Source organism: Pseudomonas imperatae, from assembly GCF_057128625.1.
This window is the reverse complement of record NZ_JBSKHP010000001.1, coordinates 156,745-174,105: the sequence shown is the minus strand read 5'-3', so window position 1 is coordinate 174,105 and position 17,361 is coordinate 156,745. Positions and strand designations below refer to the sequence as shown.

Genomic DNA, 17,361 nt, shown 5'->3' with positions numbered 1-17,361 from the left:
AACCACACACGGGCGCTGGCGACAGGCGCCACCGCCCGCCATGGGGCACTAAACCGGAAAACCGACGCCGGACGGTCAGGCCAGCCCGCGGCGGGCAAAGTCCCGCAGCCGGAAGCCAAACGCAAACAGCACACCGAAATACACTACCACGCCTGTCAATACCAGGGCGCCCAGGCGCAGGAAACGCGCCAGCATCTGGCCGTCGGACCAGGCCGGCATATAGTGCATCAAGCCCAGCAGCACCGCGGCCATGGCGATTACTGCCAGCAACAGCTTGACGAAAAATTTCATCCAGCCCGGCTGCGGCTGGAACATGTCCTGCTTGCGCAGCTGCCAGAACAGCAACCCGGCGTTCAGGCAGGCACCACCGCTGATAGCCAGGGCCAGGCCGGCGTGGGCCAGCGGGCCGATGAACACCAGGTTCATCAATTGCGTGGCCACCAGGGTAAAGATAGCGATCTTCACCGGCGTGCGGATGTTCTGCTGGGCATAGAAGCCGGGGGCCAGCACCTTGATCAGGATGATCCCCAGCAGGCCCACCGCGTAGGCGATCAGCGCGCGCTGGGTCATGGAGGCGTCGAAGGCGTCGAACTTGCCGTACTGGAACAGCGCCACGGTCAGCGGCTCGGACAGCAGCGCCAGGGCCACGGAACACGGCAGCACCAGCATGAAGCACAGGCGCAGGCCCCAGTCCAGGATGCGTGAGTACTCCTGGCGGTCACGGTTGGCGTAGGTTTTGGCCAGGGTGGGCAGCAGGATGGTGCCCAGGGCCACGCCCAACACGCCGGACGGCAGCTCCATCAGCCGGTCGGCGTAGTACATCCACGACACCGAGCCCGCCGCCAGGAACGAGGCGAAGATGGTGTTGATGATCAGCGAGATCTGGCTCACCGACACGCCGAGGATGGCCGGCCCCATCTGCTTCATCACCCGCAGCGCACCGGTGTCGCGCCAGCTGAAACGCGGCAGCACCAGCATGCCGATCTTCTTCAGGTGCGGCAGCTGGTACAGCAGTTGCGCCAGGCCACCGGCCAGCACGCCCCAGGCCAGCACCATGATGGGCGGGTGGAAATAGGGGGTCAGGAACAGCGCGAAGATGATCTGCGCGATGTTCAGCAGCGTCGGGGTAAAGGCCGGCACCGAGAAACGGTTCCAGGTGTTGAGGATGGCGCCGACGAACGATGACAGCGAGATCAGCAGTATATAGGGGAAGGTCACCCGCAGCAGGTCAGCCGTGAGCTGGAATTTTTCCGGCGTGTCGGCAAAACCCGGGGCCGTGACCCAGATGACGAACGGCGCGGCGATCATCCCCGCCACCGTCACCAGGGCCAGCACCAGGGTCAGCATGCCGGCTACATAGGCAATGAAGGTGCGCGTGGCCTCCTCGCCCTGCTGGCTCTTGTACTCGGCCAGGATCGGCACGAAGGCCTGGGAGAAGGCCCCTTCGGCGAAGATCCGCCGCAGCAGGTTGGGCAGCTTGAAGGCAATGAAAAAGGCGTCGGTAGCCATGCCGGCACCGAAGATACGGGCGATCAGGGTGTCGCGCACGAAGCCCAGCACCCGCGAGATCATGGTGATGGAGCTGACCGCGGCCAGTGACTTGAGAAGATTCATCGAAAGTTTTTTCTGCCTTCTGGACGAAAGAGCAGCGCGAGAATGCGCCCAACTGTGCGATACTCCGCGCCGCATCAGCAGGCAGAGCCAAAACTCGCGAGTTTACAGGTCATGCGCCAGAAGTGAATCACTTCACTCTGGAGAGTGACCACTCAGCGGAACGTCTCACCCACCCTTGACAATAGATCCAGTCATCGGCATGATTCGCGGCCTATTTTGTTTGCTATTTAAAAAGTCTTTCGAGGAGCTCGACGGTGGCCAACTCACCTTCCGCCAAAAAACGTGCTAAACAGGCTGAGAAGCGTCGCAGCCACAACGCCAGCCTGCGTTCCATGGTCCGCACCTACATCAAGAATGTAGTCAAAGCCATTGACGCAAAAGACGCCGAAAAAGCACAAGCTGCTTACGTTCTGGCCGTGCCAGTTATCGACCGTATGGCCGATAAAGGCATCATCCACAAGAACAAGGCTGCTCGCCATAAAGGCCGTCTGAATGGCCACATCAAAGCACTGGTTCAGGCTGCCGCCTAAGCAATTGCTTGATGTACCAAAAAACCGACCCTAGGGTCGGTTTTTTGTTGCCCGCGATAAAGCCACCGCTTAAAACGTGATCAGGCCTTGGGACACAGCAATGCCGATGGCATGCCCGCGATTGGTCGAGCCCAGCTTGTGGCCCGCGTTGGCGATGTGAAAGTCCACGGTGCGCTCGGCACAGCCGATGATGCGACCAATTTCCCAACTGGTCTTGCCCATGCTCGCCCAGCCCAGGCACTCCGCCTCCTTGAGCGTCAGGCAGGTCTCTGGCGACTGCTCGATGACCATGCGCCGCTGCAAGCCCTCGATCAGGTAGGGCACCAGCATGAACAGCATGCCCAGATCATCGTCACGCCCAACCTGCACCCCCTCCCCCGCAACATGCGCCACACTGAGCGCCCCCACCAGCGTCTTGCCGCGCAGCGGAATGCTGACCCCACCCTGCAAGCCCTCGGCCGCCAGCGCCTCCCAGTACTCCTTGGAGCGCCCTCGCGCGCGACGCTGGGCACGCTCCCAGAACAGCGGCTTGAGGTGCTGGCGACAGTGGCGAGCAATAGGATCGATGTCCTGGTAGTGCTCGCGCTCATAATGCTCCAGCCAGCCACTGGGAAAGTTGGTCAATGGGCGAACAGGCTCGGCCCCCTTGACCGAACCAAACGACATCGAATAATAACGAAAGCTCATGCGCTTCAATATTCGGCGCAATCGCAATTCCCAACCGCGCTGATGAGCACGCCCCGCCAACAAGGCAAAGTCTGCCAGCAATGAACTTTCCAACAGACGAACGCTGTCGACCGACTGATTCGAAATCCGGCTTTTCATATTATTTCGCACTCAATTTACACTGCAACCATTACAAGGGGGACAGCGCTATCCCCCTCCATGGCAACACCCACGACCCATGGGCCCTGCCGTCGCGCCGGCGTGCGACGGGCGGGACACTACGCATGGACGGAAAACGTGTCAATGCGCCGAAACACTTTGGATTAGCCGGGAAGTGCAACCCTGGAAAGTGAATGGCGAGGGAACATTCAGCATTGAATCAAGGCGCCAAGCTTTGTTTCAACGGGCTAAAAAGATATTTTCGAAAATAGCCAACAGCAACCCACATAACAAAATTCCCGGCGCAGCAATACTGTACTTTCCCCAAGGAAACCAACCCCCCTTATTAATCAATGATTAATTAATAACAATAATATTCAAGAGGGAATAATAGTCCCGCACATTAACCCCGCACATAAAAAACGGCGAGCAATGCTCGCCGTTATGTGCAGCCGTCAGACCAGGCCCGGTTATGGCTGGGCCCAGGGCAGGATAGGAATGGCCGTCACCGCGTTCTGCGGGCTACCCTCGATCAGGCGGTCGCTGTACACCAGGTACACCAGGGTGTTGCGCTTCTTGTCCAGGAAGCGCACCACCTGCATGGTCTTGAACACCAGCGAGGTGCGCTCCTTGAACACCTCCTCGCCATCCTTCAGGTCATCAGGCAGGTGGATCGGCCCCACCTGCCGGCAGGCGATCGACGCTTCGGCACGGTCCTCGGCCAGGCCCAGGCCGCCCTTGATGCCACCGGTCTTGGCGCGCGACAGGTAGCAGGTCACGCCCTGCACCTTGGGATCATCAAAGGCCTCGACGACGATACGGTCGTTGGGGCCCACGAACTTGAACACCGTCGACACCTGGCCAATTTCCTCGGCCGAGACAAACAACGGCAATGCCAGCAGCAGCCCGACCGCCGCCTTGTTGATCACGCGCATGAGTATTCCTCAGACCAGGATGAGATTGTCGCGGTGCACCAGCTCCGGCTCGGCGATGTAGCCCAGCAGGCGCTCGATGACCTCGGAGGACTGGCCGATGATCTTCTGCGCCTCGGCAGCGCTGTAGTTGGCCAGGCCGCGGGCGACTTCACGCCCGTCGGGCGCCAGGCACACCACCATCTCGCCACGACGGAAACCACCCTGCACACCCTTGACGCCCACCGGCAGCAGGCTCTTGTGACCTTCCAGCAGGGCCTGCACGGCACCGGCGTCCAGGGTCAGGGTGCCGCGCGTCTGCAGGTGGCCAGCCAGCCACTGCTTGCGCGCCGCCAGCATGCCGCGCTCGGGCGACAGCAGGGTGCCCAGGCGCTCGCCGGCCTTGAGACGGTCCAGCACGCGCTCCAGGCGCCCACCGACGATAATGGTATGGGCACCGGAACGGGCAGCCAGGCGCGCGGCGCGCAGCTTGGTCTGCATGCCGCCACGCCCCAGCGCACCACCGGTACCACCGGCCACCGCGTCCAGCGCCGGGTCATCGGCACGGGCTTCGTAGATCAGCTGGGCATCGGGGTTGTTGCGCGGGTCGGCGTCGAACATGCCGTCACGGTCGGTGAGGATCACCAGCAGGTCAGCCTCCACCAGGTTGGCCACTAGGGCCGCCAGGGTGTCGTTGTCGCCGAAACGGATCTCGTCGGTGACCACTGTGTCGTTTTCGTTGATGACCGGGATCACCCCCAGCTGCACCAGGGTGCGCAGGGTGCTACGGGCGTTCAGGTAGCGCTTGCGGTCGGACAGGTCGTCGTGGGTCAGCAGGATCTGCGCCGTGTGCCGCCCATGCTCGGCAAAGCTCGACTCCCAGGCCTGCACCAGGCCCATCTGGCCGATGGCAGCCGCCGCCTGCAGCTCGTGCATGCCACTGGGTCGCTTGGCCCAGCCCAGGCGGCTCATGCCGGCCGCTACCGCGCCCGACGACACCAGCACCAGCTCCACACCAGCCTCGTGCAACGCCACCATCTGCTCAACCCAGACGCCCATGGCGGCACGGTCCAGACCCTTGCCGTCAGCTGTCAGCAACGCGCTGCCGATTTTCACGACCCAGCGCTGCGCACCCGTCACCTTGCTCCGCATGTTCTTCCAACCTATGCCCGGGAGAATTAATTCGTAGAAACCAAAACGCCGCTCCCTGGGGAGCGGCGCTGTAGTCTACTACGGTCTTGCGAGGTACACACCGTGGCCGCTGCCGCCAGGCTGCGGCCACAGGCGTATCAGTCGCGCACGTAGATGATTTCCGGACCGTCTTCAGCGTCCTCTTCATCCCAGAAGCTGTCGTCCTCGCCAATGTCGTGGACGCTCTTCACGCCGCTGCGGCGCAGGGCACGGGCATCGTCCAGGGCTTGCAGCTGGGCACGCGCCTCGTCTTCGATGCGCTGGTCCAGGTCACGCAGCTCTTCGGCGTAGGCCGGGTCGTTGGCCAGGCGGTCGGCACGGTCTTCCAGGTAGCGCATCAGGTCGCGAGTCAGGCGCTCGGTCCCTTCCTTGGCGATAGCCGAGATCACGTAGACCGGACCTTCCCACTGCAGGCGCTCGACGATTTCCTTGACCCGCGCCTCGTGCTCCTCTTCCAGGATCTGGTCGCACTTGTTCAGCACCAGCCAGCGCTCGCGCTCGGTCAGCGACGGGCTGAACTTGGTCAGCTCGTTGACGATGACTTCAGCGGCATCGGCCGGGCTGGTTTCGTCCAGCGGCGCCATGTCGACCAGGTGCAGCAGCACGCGGGTACGCGCCAGGTGCTTGAGGAAGCGGATACCCAGGCCCGCGCCGTCGGAGGCACCTTCGATCAGGCCGGGAATGTCGGCGATGACGAAGCTCTTCCAGCGGTCGACGCTGACCACGCCCAGGTTCGGCACCAGGGTGGTGAACGGGTAGTCGGCGACTTTCGGCTTGGCGGCCGATACCGAGCGAATGAAGGTGCTCTTGCCGGCGTTCGGCAGGCCCAGCAGGCCGACGTCGGCCAGCACTTTCATTTCCAGCTTCAGGTCACGCTGCTCGCCCGGCTTGCCTGGCGTGGTCTGGCGTGGCGCACGGTTGGTGCTGGACTTGAAACGGGTGTTACCCAGGCCGTGCCAGCCGCCATGGGCAACCAGCAGGCGCTGGCCGGCCTTGACCAGGTCACCGATGATTTCCTGGGTGGCCGCGTCAATCACGGTGGTGCCGACCGGCACGCGCAGCTCCAGGTCTTCACCCTTCTTGCCGGTGCAGTCGGTGCTGCCGCCGTTCGAACCGCGCTCGGCGTCGAAGTGACGGGTGTAGCGGTAGTCCACCAGGGTGTTCAGGTTTTCGTCGGCGATCATGTAGATCGAGCCGCCGTCACCACCATCACCACCGTTGGGGCCACCGTTCTCAATGAACTTTTCCCGGCGGAAGCTCATGCAGCCATTGCCGCCGTCGCCTGCTTTTACCCGGATGGATACTTCATCAACAAATTTCATGAAAAACGCCTCTCGCCTTACGGACGAGCCAAAAAAAGCAAAGACATAAGGCTCTTGCAAAAATGAGCGCGGCGGACCCCATCAACGATACTCGCGCCAGCGGCCCATGCAAACCTTTGCAAGAGACTCACCCCACAAACGAAAAAGCCCCGTCGCGAGACAGGGCTTTCCAAGCGAACTCGCGATTAGGCCGCGACTACGCTCACGTAACGACGACCGAAGGCGCCTTTTACTTCGAACTTGATCACGCCTTCGACTTTAGCGAACAGAGTGTGATCTTTACCCATGCCAACGCCGTAGCCAGCGTGGAATTGGGTGCCGCGCTGACGCACGATGATGTTGCCTGCTTTGATAGCCTGGCCGCCATACATCTTCACGCCAAGGCGTTTGGCTTCTGAGTCGCGACCGTTACGGGTACTACCACCAGCTTTTTTGTGTGCCATGAGTCAATTCTCCTAGTGAGGAATTAGGCTGAAATTAAGCCTGAATACCGGTGATTTTGATCTCGGTGTACCACTGGCGGTGGCCCATGCGCTTCATGTGGTGCTTACGACGACGGAACTTGATGATACGAACCTTGTCGTGACGACCTTGGGAGATCACTTCAGCAACAACGGTAGCGCCAGCAACAACTGGTGCGCCGATGTTGACGTCGTCGCCATTGGCGACCAGCAGAACGCGATCAAAGGTAACGGATTCGCCAGTGGCGACTTCCAGCTTCTCGATCTTCAGGTACTCACCCGGGGCGACTTTGTACTGCTTGCCACCGGTAACAATTACTGCGTAAGACATGGTATTTCTCCGATAATCCTGCTCACCCAGCTCTTTATAAGTAGAGTGTCGGCTGGCATGGCTGCATGGGGTGGAACGACCCAAATGCAATTGCGTAAGGCAGGTGCTGCCCAGGAAGTTCAGGGTGCGCGATTGTACGCAAGCCCCGCCCGCCTTGCAATAGGCCGTCCATCGCGCCTTGACAGGGCCGGACCTGAGACCTAGCATGCCGCGCAACCCTTCTGGAGCACCTGTCGCTGATGCAACCCCAAGCTTTCTACCGCGCGGTGGCGGACGATTTCAACGCCGTCGACGTCATCATCAAGAAGCAACTGACTTCGCGCGTACCGCTGGTGTCGAAAATCGGTGACTACATCACGTCGGCCGGGGGCAAGCGCCTGCGTCCTTTATTGGTGCTGTTGTGCGGCAAGGCCCTGGGGCGCGAAGGCGACCAGTTGCGCCTGCTGGCGGCCACCATCGAATTCCTGCACACCGCCACCCTGCTGCACGACGACGTGGTCGACATGTCCGGCATGCGCCGTGGCCGTTCCACCGCCAACGCCATGTGGGGCAACGCCCCCAGCGTGCTGGTAGGCGACTTCCTGTACTCGCGTTCGTTCGAGATGATGGTCGAGCTGGGCTCGATGCCGGTCATGCGCATCCTGTCCCAGGCCACGCGCGTCATCGCCGAGGGCGAGGTGCTGCAATTATCCAAGGTTCGCGACGCCAGCACCACCGAAGAAGTGTATATGGAAGTTATTCGCGGCAAGACCGCGATGCTCTTCGAAGCGTCCACCCACAGCGCCGCGGCCCTGGCCGAAGCCACGCCAGAGCAGGCCGAGGCGCTGCGCACCTTCGGCGACCACCTGGGCGTGGCTTTCCAACTGGTCGACGACCTGCTGGACTACAAGGGCGACGCCGAGACCTTGGGCAAGAACGTCGGTGACGACCTGGCCGAGGGCAAGCCGACCCTGCCGCTGATCTACACCATGCGCGAAGGCACCGCCGAGCAGGCTGCCCTGGTGCGTCGTGCCATCCAGAAAGGTGGCATCGAAGACCTGGAAAGCATCCGCGCCGCCGTGGAAAGCTCCGGCGCCCTGGCCTACACCGCCAACCTGGCCCGCGACTACGTGAAGCGCGCCATTGCCTGCCTTGATGTGCTGCCGCCCAGCGAATACCGCGACGCGCTGGTCGAGCTGAGCGAGTTCGCCGTAGCTCGTACGCACTGATACCGCGTCGCTCCATTCGCGGGCTTCGCCCGCTCCTACAGGACCGCGTTGCCCTGTTGGAGCAGGCCAGGCCCGCGAATGTATCCCCCGCAGATCCCCCGCCGGATTAAAAACCCTATACAATGCGCGCCTTTATTTTGCCCGCACCGAGGATCCCGCGTGAGCACTCTGCCTGCCTGCCCCAAATGCAACTCCGAATACACCTACGAGGACGGCACCCAGCTGGTGTGCCCGGAATGCGCCCACGAGTGGTCGGCCAGCGGTGAAACCGAGGCGGCTGGCGATGACGCGGTGAAGAAGGACGCGGTAGGCAACGTGCTGCAGGACGGCGACACCATCACCGTGATCAAGGACCTCAAGGTCAAGGGCACTTCGCTGGTGGTCAAGGTCGGCACCAAGGTGAAGAACATCCGCCTGTGCGACGGCGATCACGACATCGACTGCAAGATCGACGGCATCGGCCCGATGAAGCTGAAGTCCGAATTCGTCCGCAAGGTCTGAGCCGACGAATAGTTGCGAGGCTGCCCGCTGCGGCCTCCGCCCACCTCCCCCGCCCCGCCGCGAAAAAATTGACGCGATAGATCCTTGCTATTCTTTGAATAAGAATTATTCTCATTGAACGCTTTCAAGGAGAATCATCATGACCTATCTCATCGACGCCTGGCTGGACCGGCCACACCCTTACCTGCGCATCCTCCATCGGGAGACGGGCGAAGTGTGTGCGGTGCTGGAAGAAGAAGCGCTGGACGAACTGCGCGACCAGGGTGACCTGGACCTGTCGGGCCTGAGTTCCAGCGAGCCGATCGTGCTCAAGGAGCTGGTGCGCAACCTGTTTCTGTTCTGCTATGCCCGAGCGTTGCGCCCGGTAAGCAGCCTGCATTGAACCGCAACCCCGTAGCAGCTGCCGCAGGCTGCGTCCGCCACCACCACGGATCCGTGGCGCCTGGGACGCGGCCTGGTGGCCGCTGCTACGGGTGAGTAGTGCTTACAGTACGTCCAGCAGCTCTACGTCGAACACCAGCACGCTGTGCGGCGGGATGCTGCCAACGCCCTGGGCACCGTAGGCCAGTTCGCTTGGCACGTACAGGCGCCATTTGCTGCCGGCGTTCATCAGTTGCAGCGCCTCGGTCCAGCCTGCGATCACGCCGCTGACCGGGAATTCGGCCGGCTGGCCACGCTCGTAGGAGCTGTCGAACACGGTGCCGTCGATCAGGGTGCCGTGGTAGTGGGTGCGCACGCTGTCATCGCGCGAAGGCTTGGCGCCTTCACCGGCGGTCAGCACTTCGAACTGCAGGCCCGAAGCCAGGGTGGTGATGCCGTCGCGCTTGGCGTTTTCAGCCAGGAACGCCAGGCCAGCGCCAGCGGCCGCTTCGGCCTTGGCAGCCGCTTCGGCTTGCATCACTTCACGAATGACCTTGAAGCTGGCAGACAGGTCTTCCTGGCTGACGCGGCTTGGCAGGCCGTTGAAGGCGTCGGTCAGGCCGGCCAGGATGGCGTCCAGGCTGACACCCGGCGGAGGGTTGTCGCGCAGCTGGTCACCCAGCTGACGGCCAATGCCGTAGCTGACGCGGGTTTCGTCGGTGGACAGGTTTACTTCGGACATCTTCGTGCTCCGCTGCAGGGCCCGGCAGCGGGCAACCATGACGTCGCCTGCCTCCCCGGGCCCAAACCAAAAGGGCAAGCAGACTAGCACACTGAAGTGGCCAGTCCAGCCTGCCCGGGCCGTCAGTGGCGGGAGCGGAAGGAGATGGGCACGCGCAGGTCTTCCTCGGCGCTGTCGCCCAGGCCGCACATCTCGTCGTGCACCGAGCCGTGCACCAGGTGGAACGGCATGGCCGGCAGGGTCTGCAGCAGGTCGCGGGCATGCTCCACCGAGCGCAGGTGCAAGGCGTGGCCGGTGGCGTCGTTGAGCGGGTGGGACTTGCCGTGCATGCGGGCTTCAAGCAGGTAGATGCCGCCTTCGAGCGAGATCAGGTTGAGCTCGTCGATCATGCCGGCATTGGCGTGGGTGGTCAGTTCCTGAAAATTCATGACTGCACCTCAGGTAATTCGAATGGATGTCACCGCTCATTTTTCGTACAGCGGCGCACAAAGCACAAGGCGGCCGCCACGCCGCCCGTCCGATAGCTGTCGGTCAGTGCTTGGTGATCTTGTCCAGGTAACCCATGGCGAACGCGGACACCACGAAGGTCATGTGGATGATCACGTACCACATCAGGTATTGCGGCTCGATGTTGCGCGCGTCCATGAACATGCGCAGCAGGTGGATCGAGGAAATGGCGACGATGGACGCGGCCACCTTCATCTTCAGCGAACTGGAGTCCATCTTGCCCAGCCAGCTGAGCTTCTCCTCGCCTTCGTCGACGTCCAGCTGCGAGACGAAGTTCTCGTAGCCCGAGAGCATCACCATCACCAGCAGGCCACCCACCAGCGCCATGTCGATCATCGACAGCAGCACCAGGATCAGGTCTGCCTCGCCCATGGAGAACACGTTGGGGATGACGTGGAAGACCTCCTGGAAGAACTTCAGGGCCAGCGCCAGCAGCCCCAGGGACAAGCCCACGTAGATCGGCGCCAGCAACCAGCGCGAGGCGTACATGGTTTTTTCGATAAAGCGTTCCATTGAAAACTGCACCTGGGCGGTAAAATCGGGACGCGATTATACCTGCCAAGTGCCCACTCTTGTGGGAGCTGGCTTGCCAGCGAGTTTTTGAAGGCCCTCAAAAACTCGCTGGCAAGCCAGCTCCCACAAATTTCCCACCGCGACATTCAAGACGAACAGCGGTGACAGCGCTCGCCGTTGATCTTGCGCAGCTGCGCCTGCAAGTGCAGCGACCAGATCTGCGGGTCACCCGCCACCTGGTAGCCGTGCAGCGTCAGGCTGTCGACGATGGCCTCCATCACCGACTCGGCCACGGTGGGGCCGGGGAAAGGCCCCTGGGACTTGATGGCGGAGGGTTGTTCGCCGGCCATGCCAGCGGCAAAAAGCAGTGTCCACATCCCGGTATCACCGGCCAGTGGGCGTATGCTGCACTCGATTCGGGTCACCAGACCCAGGCATTGGCGAGTAAGGCTGAGGTTGCGCGGCATGGCGTCGCTCCTCAATAAAGCTTTTGCTTCAACCTTCAAGGGAAGGCTGTTTCAATCCTGCGACCCGTGGCTATCCATGCCCTGAGGATAGAAGAAAACCTGGGCTGGCAATGTGCGACTGCGCAGTCAGGCGCCGAATGGTCATCCGGCGCCCTCCCCGCCTCAGGCTGGCTTGACCTGGGCCAGTTCGGCCTCGGCGTGCTCCTTCTCGGCTTCCTTGAGGTCTTCCTCGCTGATCATCTCGGCAATTTCCCGCAGGCGCTCCACCACCCGCGCGTTGACGCTGCCCTCGGGGAACTCGCCGTTGGCGTCCGGCGAACCGGCGTCCTCGCCCACCAGCAGGCTCAGGGCCTCGTCGGCCTGGCGCACGGCGTAGACGTGGAACTGCCCGGCACGCACGGCCTGCAGCACCTTCTCGTCGAGCATCAGGGTGGCGACGTTGGCGTGAGGGATGATGGCCCCCTGCTCGCCGGTGAGGCCGCGGGCCTCGCACAGGCGGAAGAAGCCTTCGATTTTCTCGTTGACCCCGCCCACCGCCTGCACTTCACCGAACTGGTTGATGGAGCCGGTGATCGCGAAGCATTGCTTGAGCGGCGTGCGCGACAGCGCCGAGATCAGCGTGCAGGCCTCGCCCAGCGAGGCGCTGTCGCCGTCGACGTAGCCGTAGGACTGCTCCAGCGCAATGCTGGCCGAGATCGCCAGGGGGAATTCCTGGGCGTAGCGGCTGCCCAGGTAACCGGTGAGGATCATCACCCCCTTGGAGTGGATCGGCTGGCCCAGGTTGACCTCGCGCTCGATGTCGACGATGCCGCTGCCGCCCGGGTACACCGTGGCGGAGATGCGCGCCGGCACGCCGAACGCCGAGTCACCGACCTCCAGCACCGTCAGGCCGTTGCACTTGCCCACGGCGGCGCCGTCGGTGTCGATCAGGATGATGCCCGCCAGCATGTCGTCGAGGATGCGCGCCGACACCCGTCCGGTACGCGTGGCCTTGGCCTTCAGCGCGCGGTCGATGTGGCCGGCGTCGGTCATCTCGTCATTGGCCAGGTGGCGAATGAAGTCCGCCTCGCTGACCAGCTGGAACAGGTCGCCGATGCGCGCCGACAAGCGCCCCTGGTGCTCGGCCAGGCGCGCGCTGTAGGTGGCCAGGCGCGCCACGGCGTCGGCGGTCAACGGTGCCATGCCCTCTTCCGAGGTGCGGGTCTTGAGCAGCTGGGCGAACTGCTCCAGGCTCTCGTCGACCATGGGAATGTCTTCGTCGAAGTCCACCAGCACCCGGAACATCTCCTGGAAGTCCGGGTCGGCGTCCTGCAGCGCGTAGTACAACTGGCGCGAGCCGATGATGATGACCTTGACCTGCAAGGGGATCATCTGCGGCGTCAGGGTGACGGTGGCCAGGCGGCCGTACTCGCCCAGCGGCGATTCCATCTTCAGCTTGCGCGACTGCAGGGCGCGCTTCAGGGCGTCCCACACGAAAGGCTCGCCGAGCATTTTCTCGGCTTCCAGAATCAGGAAACCGCCATTGGCGCGGTGCAAGGCACCCGGGCGCAGCTGCCGGTAGGTGGTGTACAGCGCGCCCTGGTCGGTGCTGTATTCAATGCGGCCGAACAGGTTGTCGTAGGTAGGGTGCGGCTCGAACACCACCGGCGCGCCGCCATTGCCCGGGTGGCCGACCACCAGGCTGGGGGCGTATTGCTCTTCGAGCAGCTTGCGCGCCTGGGCGTCGGTCTTGCTGTCGTCCACCAGTTGCTCGACCACGGTCTTGAGCAGGTACACCTGCATGGCCTGCAGGTAGGCGCACACCGCGGCGTTCTCGGCGTACTTCTCCGACAACGGCGACAGCAGCGGCTGCAGGGCCAGGGTGATGGTTTCCTCATTCAGCTGGCGCAGCTGGTTGCCCGACTCGCGCTTCCACTGGGGCAGGCTGGCCAGCTCCTCGTTGAGGCGCTCTTCGAGGTCGGAAATGTCCGAATGGAAACGCTCGCGGTCGGCTTCGGGCAGCTGGGCAAACTCGGCCTCGTCCAGCGCCTTGCCGTCGAGCATGGGCGTGAAGGCGATGTTGCTGCTGTCACGGTACAGGGCCACGTCCTTCTCCAGCGACAGGCGCTCGATCACGTCCAGGGCGCGGTCATAACGCTGGTTGAAGGCGCGGTCGATGCCGCTCTTCTTCTGCTGGTAGGAAGGGTGTTCGAACACCGCCGGGAAGGTCGACAGCAGGTTGTCGATCAGCCCGCCGATGTCGGCGATGAAGGCGCTGGCGGTGCCAGGCGGCAGTTCCAGGGCGCGCGGCTCGCGCGGCTCGTCGAAATTGTTGACGTACACCCAGTCCGGCGGGGTCTGCAGGCGCTTGCCTTCGGCCTTCAGGTAGCGTTTGACGAACGAGAAGCGGCCGGTGCCCGGCTCGCCCATGACGAATACGTTGTAGCCGGGGCGGGGCATGGCCACGCCGAATTGCAGCGCCTCCACGGCGCGTTCCTGGCCAAGCACACCGCGAAAGGGCTCCAGATCATTGGTGGTGGAGAAGCTGAACTGTTCAGCGGAAAACGGACGGGTCAGCGCTTCTGGCGCAAGACGCAAGCTGGCAGCAACAGGATCAGGCATCGGGCATCCTTACTTCGGCGGGGCAGATGACGGCATTCTGGCGCCGATAAGCGCCAGCCTGCAAGCGACATGCGCGGTGGATGCGGACGCGGCCTTGCGGCCGCTGCTACGGGGATGGGTGTAAGGCTCAAAAGGCAGTTTTTCAGTTGAACTGTGAATCCCCGCCTAAACTCCAACCTGCGTCCTGGAGCCGTGCCGTCCCAGGCAGTCCTGAACCTTAAGTTTTGCACCTTCAAAAGAGAACAAAGCTATGAAACGGATTCTTCTGGGTACGCTCTTCACTGTTGTCTCGCTGAACGCCATGGCCCAGGCCCCTGGCGGCCCGGACTGCGGTTGGGGGAACATGCTGTTCCAAGGCCAGCGCGGCACCCCCGCCCACTTCCTGGCATCCACCACCAACGGCACCTCGGGCAACGCCACCTTCGGCATGACCTCGGGCACCAACGGCTGCTCCACCAACGCCGCGCTCACCTACGGTGGCAAGTCGTGGATCGCCATGAATGGCATGATGAATGAACTGTCCGAGGACATGGCCAAGGGCCAGGGCGAAGCCCTGACCACCTACGCCGTGGTACTGGGCGTGGCGCCACAGGACCGCGCCTACTTCGAATCCGTCACCCACCAGCACTTCCAGGACATCTTCACCACCGCCAACGTCACCGCCGACGATGTCCACGCCAACACCCTGCACGTGCTGAAAAACGACCCTCGCCTGGCCAAGTACGCAACCGAGGCCTAAGCTCGAACCGCCCGCCCTTCGGGGCGGGATTTCCACGCCACTGCGGCACGCCTTTTCGTCCATCTGACTTAGTTGCCAAAGATGCTCAAACGCCTTGCTTACCTGGCGCTCTGTGTCTGCGCCCCGCTGCATGCCGCACCTCACGTGGATCCATCCCGCATCACCGCCCTGGCAGCCGACCCGTACTGGCTCGCCCTGGGGCACTACACCCCGGCCAAACTGGGCGGCTGGCGCAGCTACGTCGATGACAGGCGCTTCTTCCTGGCCGCCGACGGCGCCCACCACCCGGACCAGGAACTGGCGGCCACGGTCGCGGCGCTGTACGCCCCCGCCAGCCTGGGCAACCAACAGGCCCAGTGCGTGTTTCCCGCGCGCACCCGCTGGTTGCGGCAACAGCTGGACCTGCACGATTTGCCGACGCCCGAGTGCGGCGATTTCCAGCAGTGGTACAAGGAGATCTCCCCGCACCACACCGTGCTGGTGTTCCCGGCGGCCTACCTCAACAGCCCCTCGTCCATGTTCGGCCACACCCTGCTGCGCATCGACCAGGCCGAAGCCAGGCAGGACAAGACCGCGCTGCTGAGCTCGGCGATCAACTTCGGCGCCTACATCGAGGGCAACGACAACAGCATCCTCTACGCCTGGAAGGGCCTGGCGGGCGGCTACCCGGGCATGTTCTCGCTGGTGCCCTACCAGCAGAAACTGGCCGAATACCGCAGCCTGGAGAACCGCGACCTGTGGGAGTACCACCTGGACCTGACGCCCGAGGAAACCGGACGCATGGTGGAGCACGTGTGGGAGCTCAAGCAGATCCGCTTCGACTATTTCTTCTTCGACGAAAACTGCTCGTACCGCCTGCTGGAGCTGCTGCAAGTGGCGCGCCCCAGCCTGCAGCTGACCGGGCAATTCCCGCTGACGGCGATCCCCACCGACACGGTGAAGGCGGTGAAGCAGGCGGGCATCGTCGGCGAGATCGATTACCGGCCTTCCCGCGAACGGGAGCTGCTGGCCCGTGCCAAGCCCCTGGATGCCGATGAGCAACAGTGGGTGCTGAAGGTGGCCGCCGACACCGGGCAGCTGCAGAACCCCGCCTACAGCGCCTTGCCGGCCCCGCGCCGGGCGCTGATCCAGGACGCCGCCTACCGCCTCGAGCGCTACCGCGCCACCGCCCAGGAGCGCGACCCGGCCAGCGCCCAGCGCAGCTTCCAGCTGCTGCGCGCCATCAGCCAGAACCCGCCGCCGGAGCTGCAGGTAGAGCGCCCCGGCCTGCCGGAAGACGGCCACGACTCGCGTACCTGGCAGGTGGCTGCGGGCAACCGCGACGGCAAGAACTTCGCCGAGTATGGCCTGCGCATGGCCTACCACGACCTCAACGACAACAGCGAGGGCTTCCCCCTGGGCGCGCAGATCGAGATCCTCAACACCAGGCTGCGCCAATACGAGGGCAACCGCTGGCAGTTGCAGCGCCTGGACCTGGCCACCATCCGTTCAATGACCCCGCGCAACGAGCTGCTGCAGCCCTTGTCCTGGCAGGTGACCGGCGGCCTGGAACGGGTGCTGGGCAAGCACGGCAGCGAGACCCTGGTCAGCCACGTCAACGGCGGCGCCGGCGGCACCTGGCAACTGGGCGAACACACCCTGGCGTTCGCCCTGGGCACCGCGCGGCTCGAACACAACAACGACTTCTCGGCCATGCTCTCCCCCGCCGCCGGCTTCGACAGCGGCCTGCTGTGGCGCAACCGCCTGGGTAACCTGCGCCTGGAGGCCCAGGGCGATTACTTCCTCAACGGCGAGGTACGCCGCACCCTGAGCCTCAACCAGCAGTGGGAGCTGTCCCGCAACCTGGGCCTGCGCCTCAGCGCCCAGCGCGACTTCAGCGAGCTTGCAGGGCCACGCAACGAGGTGATGCTGGAGCTCAAGTGGTACCACTACTGACAATTCCATCACACGGCGTTGACGGGGCGGCAACCAAATCGAACCTAGACTTGACTCACGGGTCCACCGTTTGACCGTCGCAGTTTCCAGGCGGGAGCGGTGGGCATGAAACGGGAGTCGGATCATGTGGCGCTGTGTGGTGGTTTTGATGGTGGTGGCGCTGGCGGGATGCCAGTCCACCCATGAGCAAATGGTCAGCCAAGGGTACCCGCCGGGTTACGCCGACGGGTTCAAGGATGGCTGCGGCAGTGGCCGGGAAGCGGCAGGCGTCAACGGCTTCTTCCGCAAGGACGTGCCGCGCTACCTCAACGAGAAGGTCTACGCCACCGGCTGGGACGACGGCTTCAGGCAATGCCAGGCCAGCGCCAGCGCGCAGCCGGACCAGAGCGACTGGAGCGTGCAGCACGGCGACGACCGCGAGCGGGCGTGGCAGCAGCAGAAAACCCAGGGCGAAGGCCGCGCGTACCACCCTTGATTGCTGCCGACCAACAAATGCGTAGCCGCTGCCGCCAGGCTGCGCTGGCCAGCGTGAACCCTGAAGATTTCCAGCGAGGCATAGGGCCAGCGCAGCCTGCGGCAGCGGCTACGCGTTTGCGGTACGGC

19 protein-coding genes are annotated in these 17,361 nt (G+C 63.4%); 7 read left to right on the top strand and 12 right to left on the bottom strand.

What is annotated here, in order from left to right; all coding sequences use genetic code 11:
* Nucleotides 1-75: 75 nt before the first annotated feature.
* Nucleotides 76-1,614 (bottom strand): murein biosynthesis integral membrane protein MurJ, encoded by a 1,539-nt coding sequence (gene murJ / locus ACWKWX_RS00775; RefSeq protein ID WP_476301114.1) that lies wholly within the window; start codon nt 1,612-1,614, stop codon nt 76-78.
* 254 nt (nt 1,615-1,868) lie between these two features.
* Here murJ and rpsT point away from each other — a divergent pair, with 254 nt between their 5' ends.
* Nucleotides 1,869-2,144, top strand: coding sequence for a 30S ribosomal protein S20 (gene rpsT / locus ACWKWX_RS00770; protein WP_027981210.1), 276 nt, complete (start codon nt 1,869-1,871; stop codon nt 2,142-2,144).
* A gap of 69 nt (nt 2,145-2,213) precedes the next feature.
* Here rpsT and ACWKWX_RS00765 read toward each other — a convergent pair whose 3' ends face one another.
* The 6 genes from ACWKWX_RS00765 to rplU form a co-directional block, all read right to left on the bottom strand.
* Nucleotides 2,214-2,969, bottom strand: coding sequence for an autoinducer binding domain-containing protein (locus ACWKWX_RS00765; protein ID WP_483826815.1), 756 nt, complete (start codon nt 2,967-2,969; stop codon nt 2,214-2,216).
* Nucleotides 2,970-3,439: 470 nt separating this feature from the next.
* On the bottom strand, nt 3,440-3,904 hold the full coding sequence (locus ACWKWX_RS00760; protein ID WP_483826814.1) for a CreA family protein: 465 nt from the start codon (nt 3,902-3,904) through the stop codon (nt 3,440-3,442).
* A 9-nt stretch (nt 3,905-3,913) separates the two neighbouring features.
* Nucleotides 3,914-5,032: a glutamate 5-kinase gene (gene proB / locus ACWKWX_RS00755; RefSeq protein WP_416426962.1), complete on the bottom strand. Its 1,119-nt coding sequence runs from the start codon at nt 5,030-5,032 to the stop codon at nt 3,914-3,916.
* 137 nt (nt 5,033-5,169) lie between these two features.
* The gene (gene cgtA / locus ACWKWX_RS00750) at nt 5,170-6,393 is read right to left on the bottom strand and encodes an Obg family GTPase CgtA (RefSeq protein WP_416426963.1); all 1,224 of its coding nucleotides are present in this window, start codon (nt 6,391-6,393) and stop codon (nt 5,170-5,172) included.
* A gap of 185 nt (nt 6,394-6,578) precedes the next feature.
* On the bottom strand, nt 6,579-6,836 hold the full coding sequence (gene rpmA / locus ACWKWX_RS00745; RefSeq protein WP_003281574.1) for a 50S ribosomal protein L27: 258 nt from the start codon (nt 6,834-6,836) through the stop codon (nt 6,579-6,581).
* A gap of 34 nt (nt 6,837-6,870) precedes the next feature.
* Nucleotides 6,871-7,185: a 50S ribosomal protein L21 gene (gene rplU, locus ACWKWX_RS00740; protein WP_007950961.1), complete on the bottom strand. Its 315-nt coding sequence runs from the start codon at nt 7,183-7,185 to the stop codon at nt 6,871-6,873.
* Nucleotides 7,186-7,424: 239 nt separating this feature from the next.
* Between rplU and ACWKWX_RS00735 the strand changes: the two genes are divergently transcribed.
* From ACWKWX_RS00735 to ACWKWX_RS00725, 3 genes are all read left to right on the top strand, one after another.
* On the top strand, nt 7,425-8,393 hold the full coding sequence (locus ACWKWX_RS00735; RefSeq protein ID WP_416426964.1) for a polyprenyl synthetase family protein: 969 nt from the start codon (nt 7,425-7,427) through the stop codon (nt 8,391-8,393).
* A 159-nt stretch (nt 8,394-8,552) separates the two neighbouring features.
* Nucleotides 8,553-8,894 (top strand): zinc ribbon domain-containing protein YjdM, encoded by a 342-nt coding sequence (locus ACWKWX_RS00730; protein ID WP_483826813.1) that lies wholly within the window; start codon nt 8,553-8,555, stop codon nt 8,892-8,894.
* A gap of 139 nt (nt 8,895-9,033) precedes the next feature.
* Nucleotides 9,034-9,276 (top strand): PA4570 family protein, encoded by a 243-nt coding sequence (locus tag ACWKWX_RS00725; protein ID WP_158153825.1) that lies wholly within the window; start codon nt 9,034-9,036, stop codon nt 9,274-9,276.
* Between the two features lie 102 nt (nt 9,277-9,378).
* Here the strand turns inward: ACWKWX_RS00725 and bamJ are convergent, their stop codons facing one another.
* The 5 genes from bamJ to ACWKWX_RS00700 form a co-directional block, all read right to left on the bottom strand.
* On the bottom strand, nt 9,379-9,996 hold the full coding sequence (bamJ, locus tag ACWKWX_RS00720; RefSeq protein ID WP_416426966.1) for a BamJ family beta-barrel-assembly machinery protein: 618 nt from the start codon (nt 9,994-9,996) through the stop codon (nt 9,379-9,381).
* 122 nt (nt 9,997-10,118) lie between these two features.
* Nucleotides 10,119-10,424, bottom strand: coding sequence for a DUF6482 family protein (locus ACWKWX_RS00715; RefSeq protein ID WP_416426967.1), 306 nt, complete (start codon nt 10,422-10,424; stop codon nt 10,119-10,121).
* A 103-nt stretch (nt 10,425-10,527) separates the two neighbouring features.
* Nucleotides 10,528-11,016: a TIGR00645 family protein gene (locus ACWKWX_RS00710; protein WP_027981200.1), complete on the bottom strand. Its 489-nt coding sequence runs from the start codon at nt 11,014-11,016 to the stop codon at nt 10,528-10,530.
* A 146-nt stretch (nt 11,017-11,162) separates the two neighbouring features.
* A complete protein-coding gene (locus ACWKWX_RS00705) occupies nt 11,163-11,483 on the bottom strand; it encodes a PA4575 family protein (protein WP_416426968.1) in 321 nt (106 codons plus the stop codon).
* 162 nt (nt 11,484-11,645) lie between these two features.
* A complete protein-coding gene (locus ACWKWX_RS00700) occupies nt 11,646-14,084 on the bottom strand; it encodes a Lon protease family protein (protein ID WP_416426969.1) in 2,439 nt (812 codons plus the stop codon).
* A 250-nt stretch (nt 14,085-14,334) separates the two neighbouring features.
* Here ACWKWX_RS00700 and ACWKWX_RS00695 point away from each other — a divergent pair, with 250 nt between their 5' ends.
* The 3 genes from ACWKWX_RS00695 to ACWKWX_RS00685 all read left to right on the top strand — a co-directional run bounded on the left by ACWKWX_RS00695 (nt 14,335) and on the right by ACWKWX_RS00685 (nt 17,233).
* Nucleotides 14,335-14,823, top strand: coding sequence for a DUF3015 domain-containing protein (locus tag ACWKWX_RS00695; RefSeq protein ID WP_416426970.1), 489 nt, complete (start codon nt 14,335-14,337; stop codon nt 14,821-14,823).
* 81 nt (nt 14,824-14,904) lie between these two features.
* Nucleotides 14,905-16,758, top strand: coding sequence for an Lnb N-terminal periplasmic domain-containing protein (locus tag ACWKWX_RS00690; RefSeq protein WP_483826812.1), 1,854 nt, complete (start codon nt 14,905-14,907; stop codon nt 16,756-16,758).
* A 124-nt stretch (nt 16,759-16,882) separates the two neighbouring features.
* Nucleotides 16,883-17,233 (top strand): hypothetical protein, encoded by a 351-nt coding sequence (locus ACWKWX_RS00685; RefSeq protein ID WP_416426972.1) that lies wholly within the window; start codon nt 16,883-16,885, stop codon nt 17,231-17,233.
* Nucleotides 17,234-17,361 lie beyond the last annotated feature (128 nt).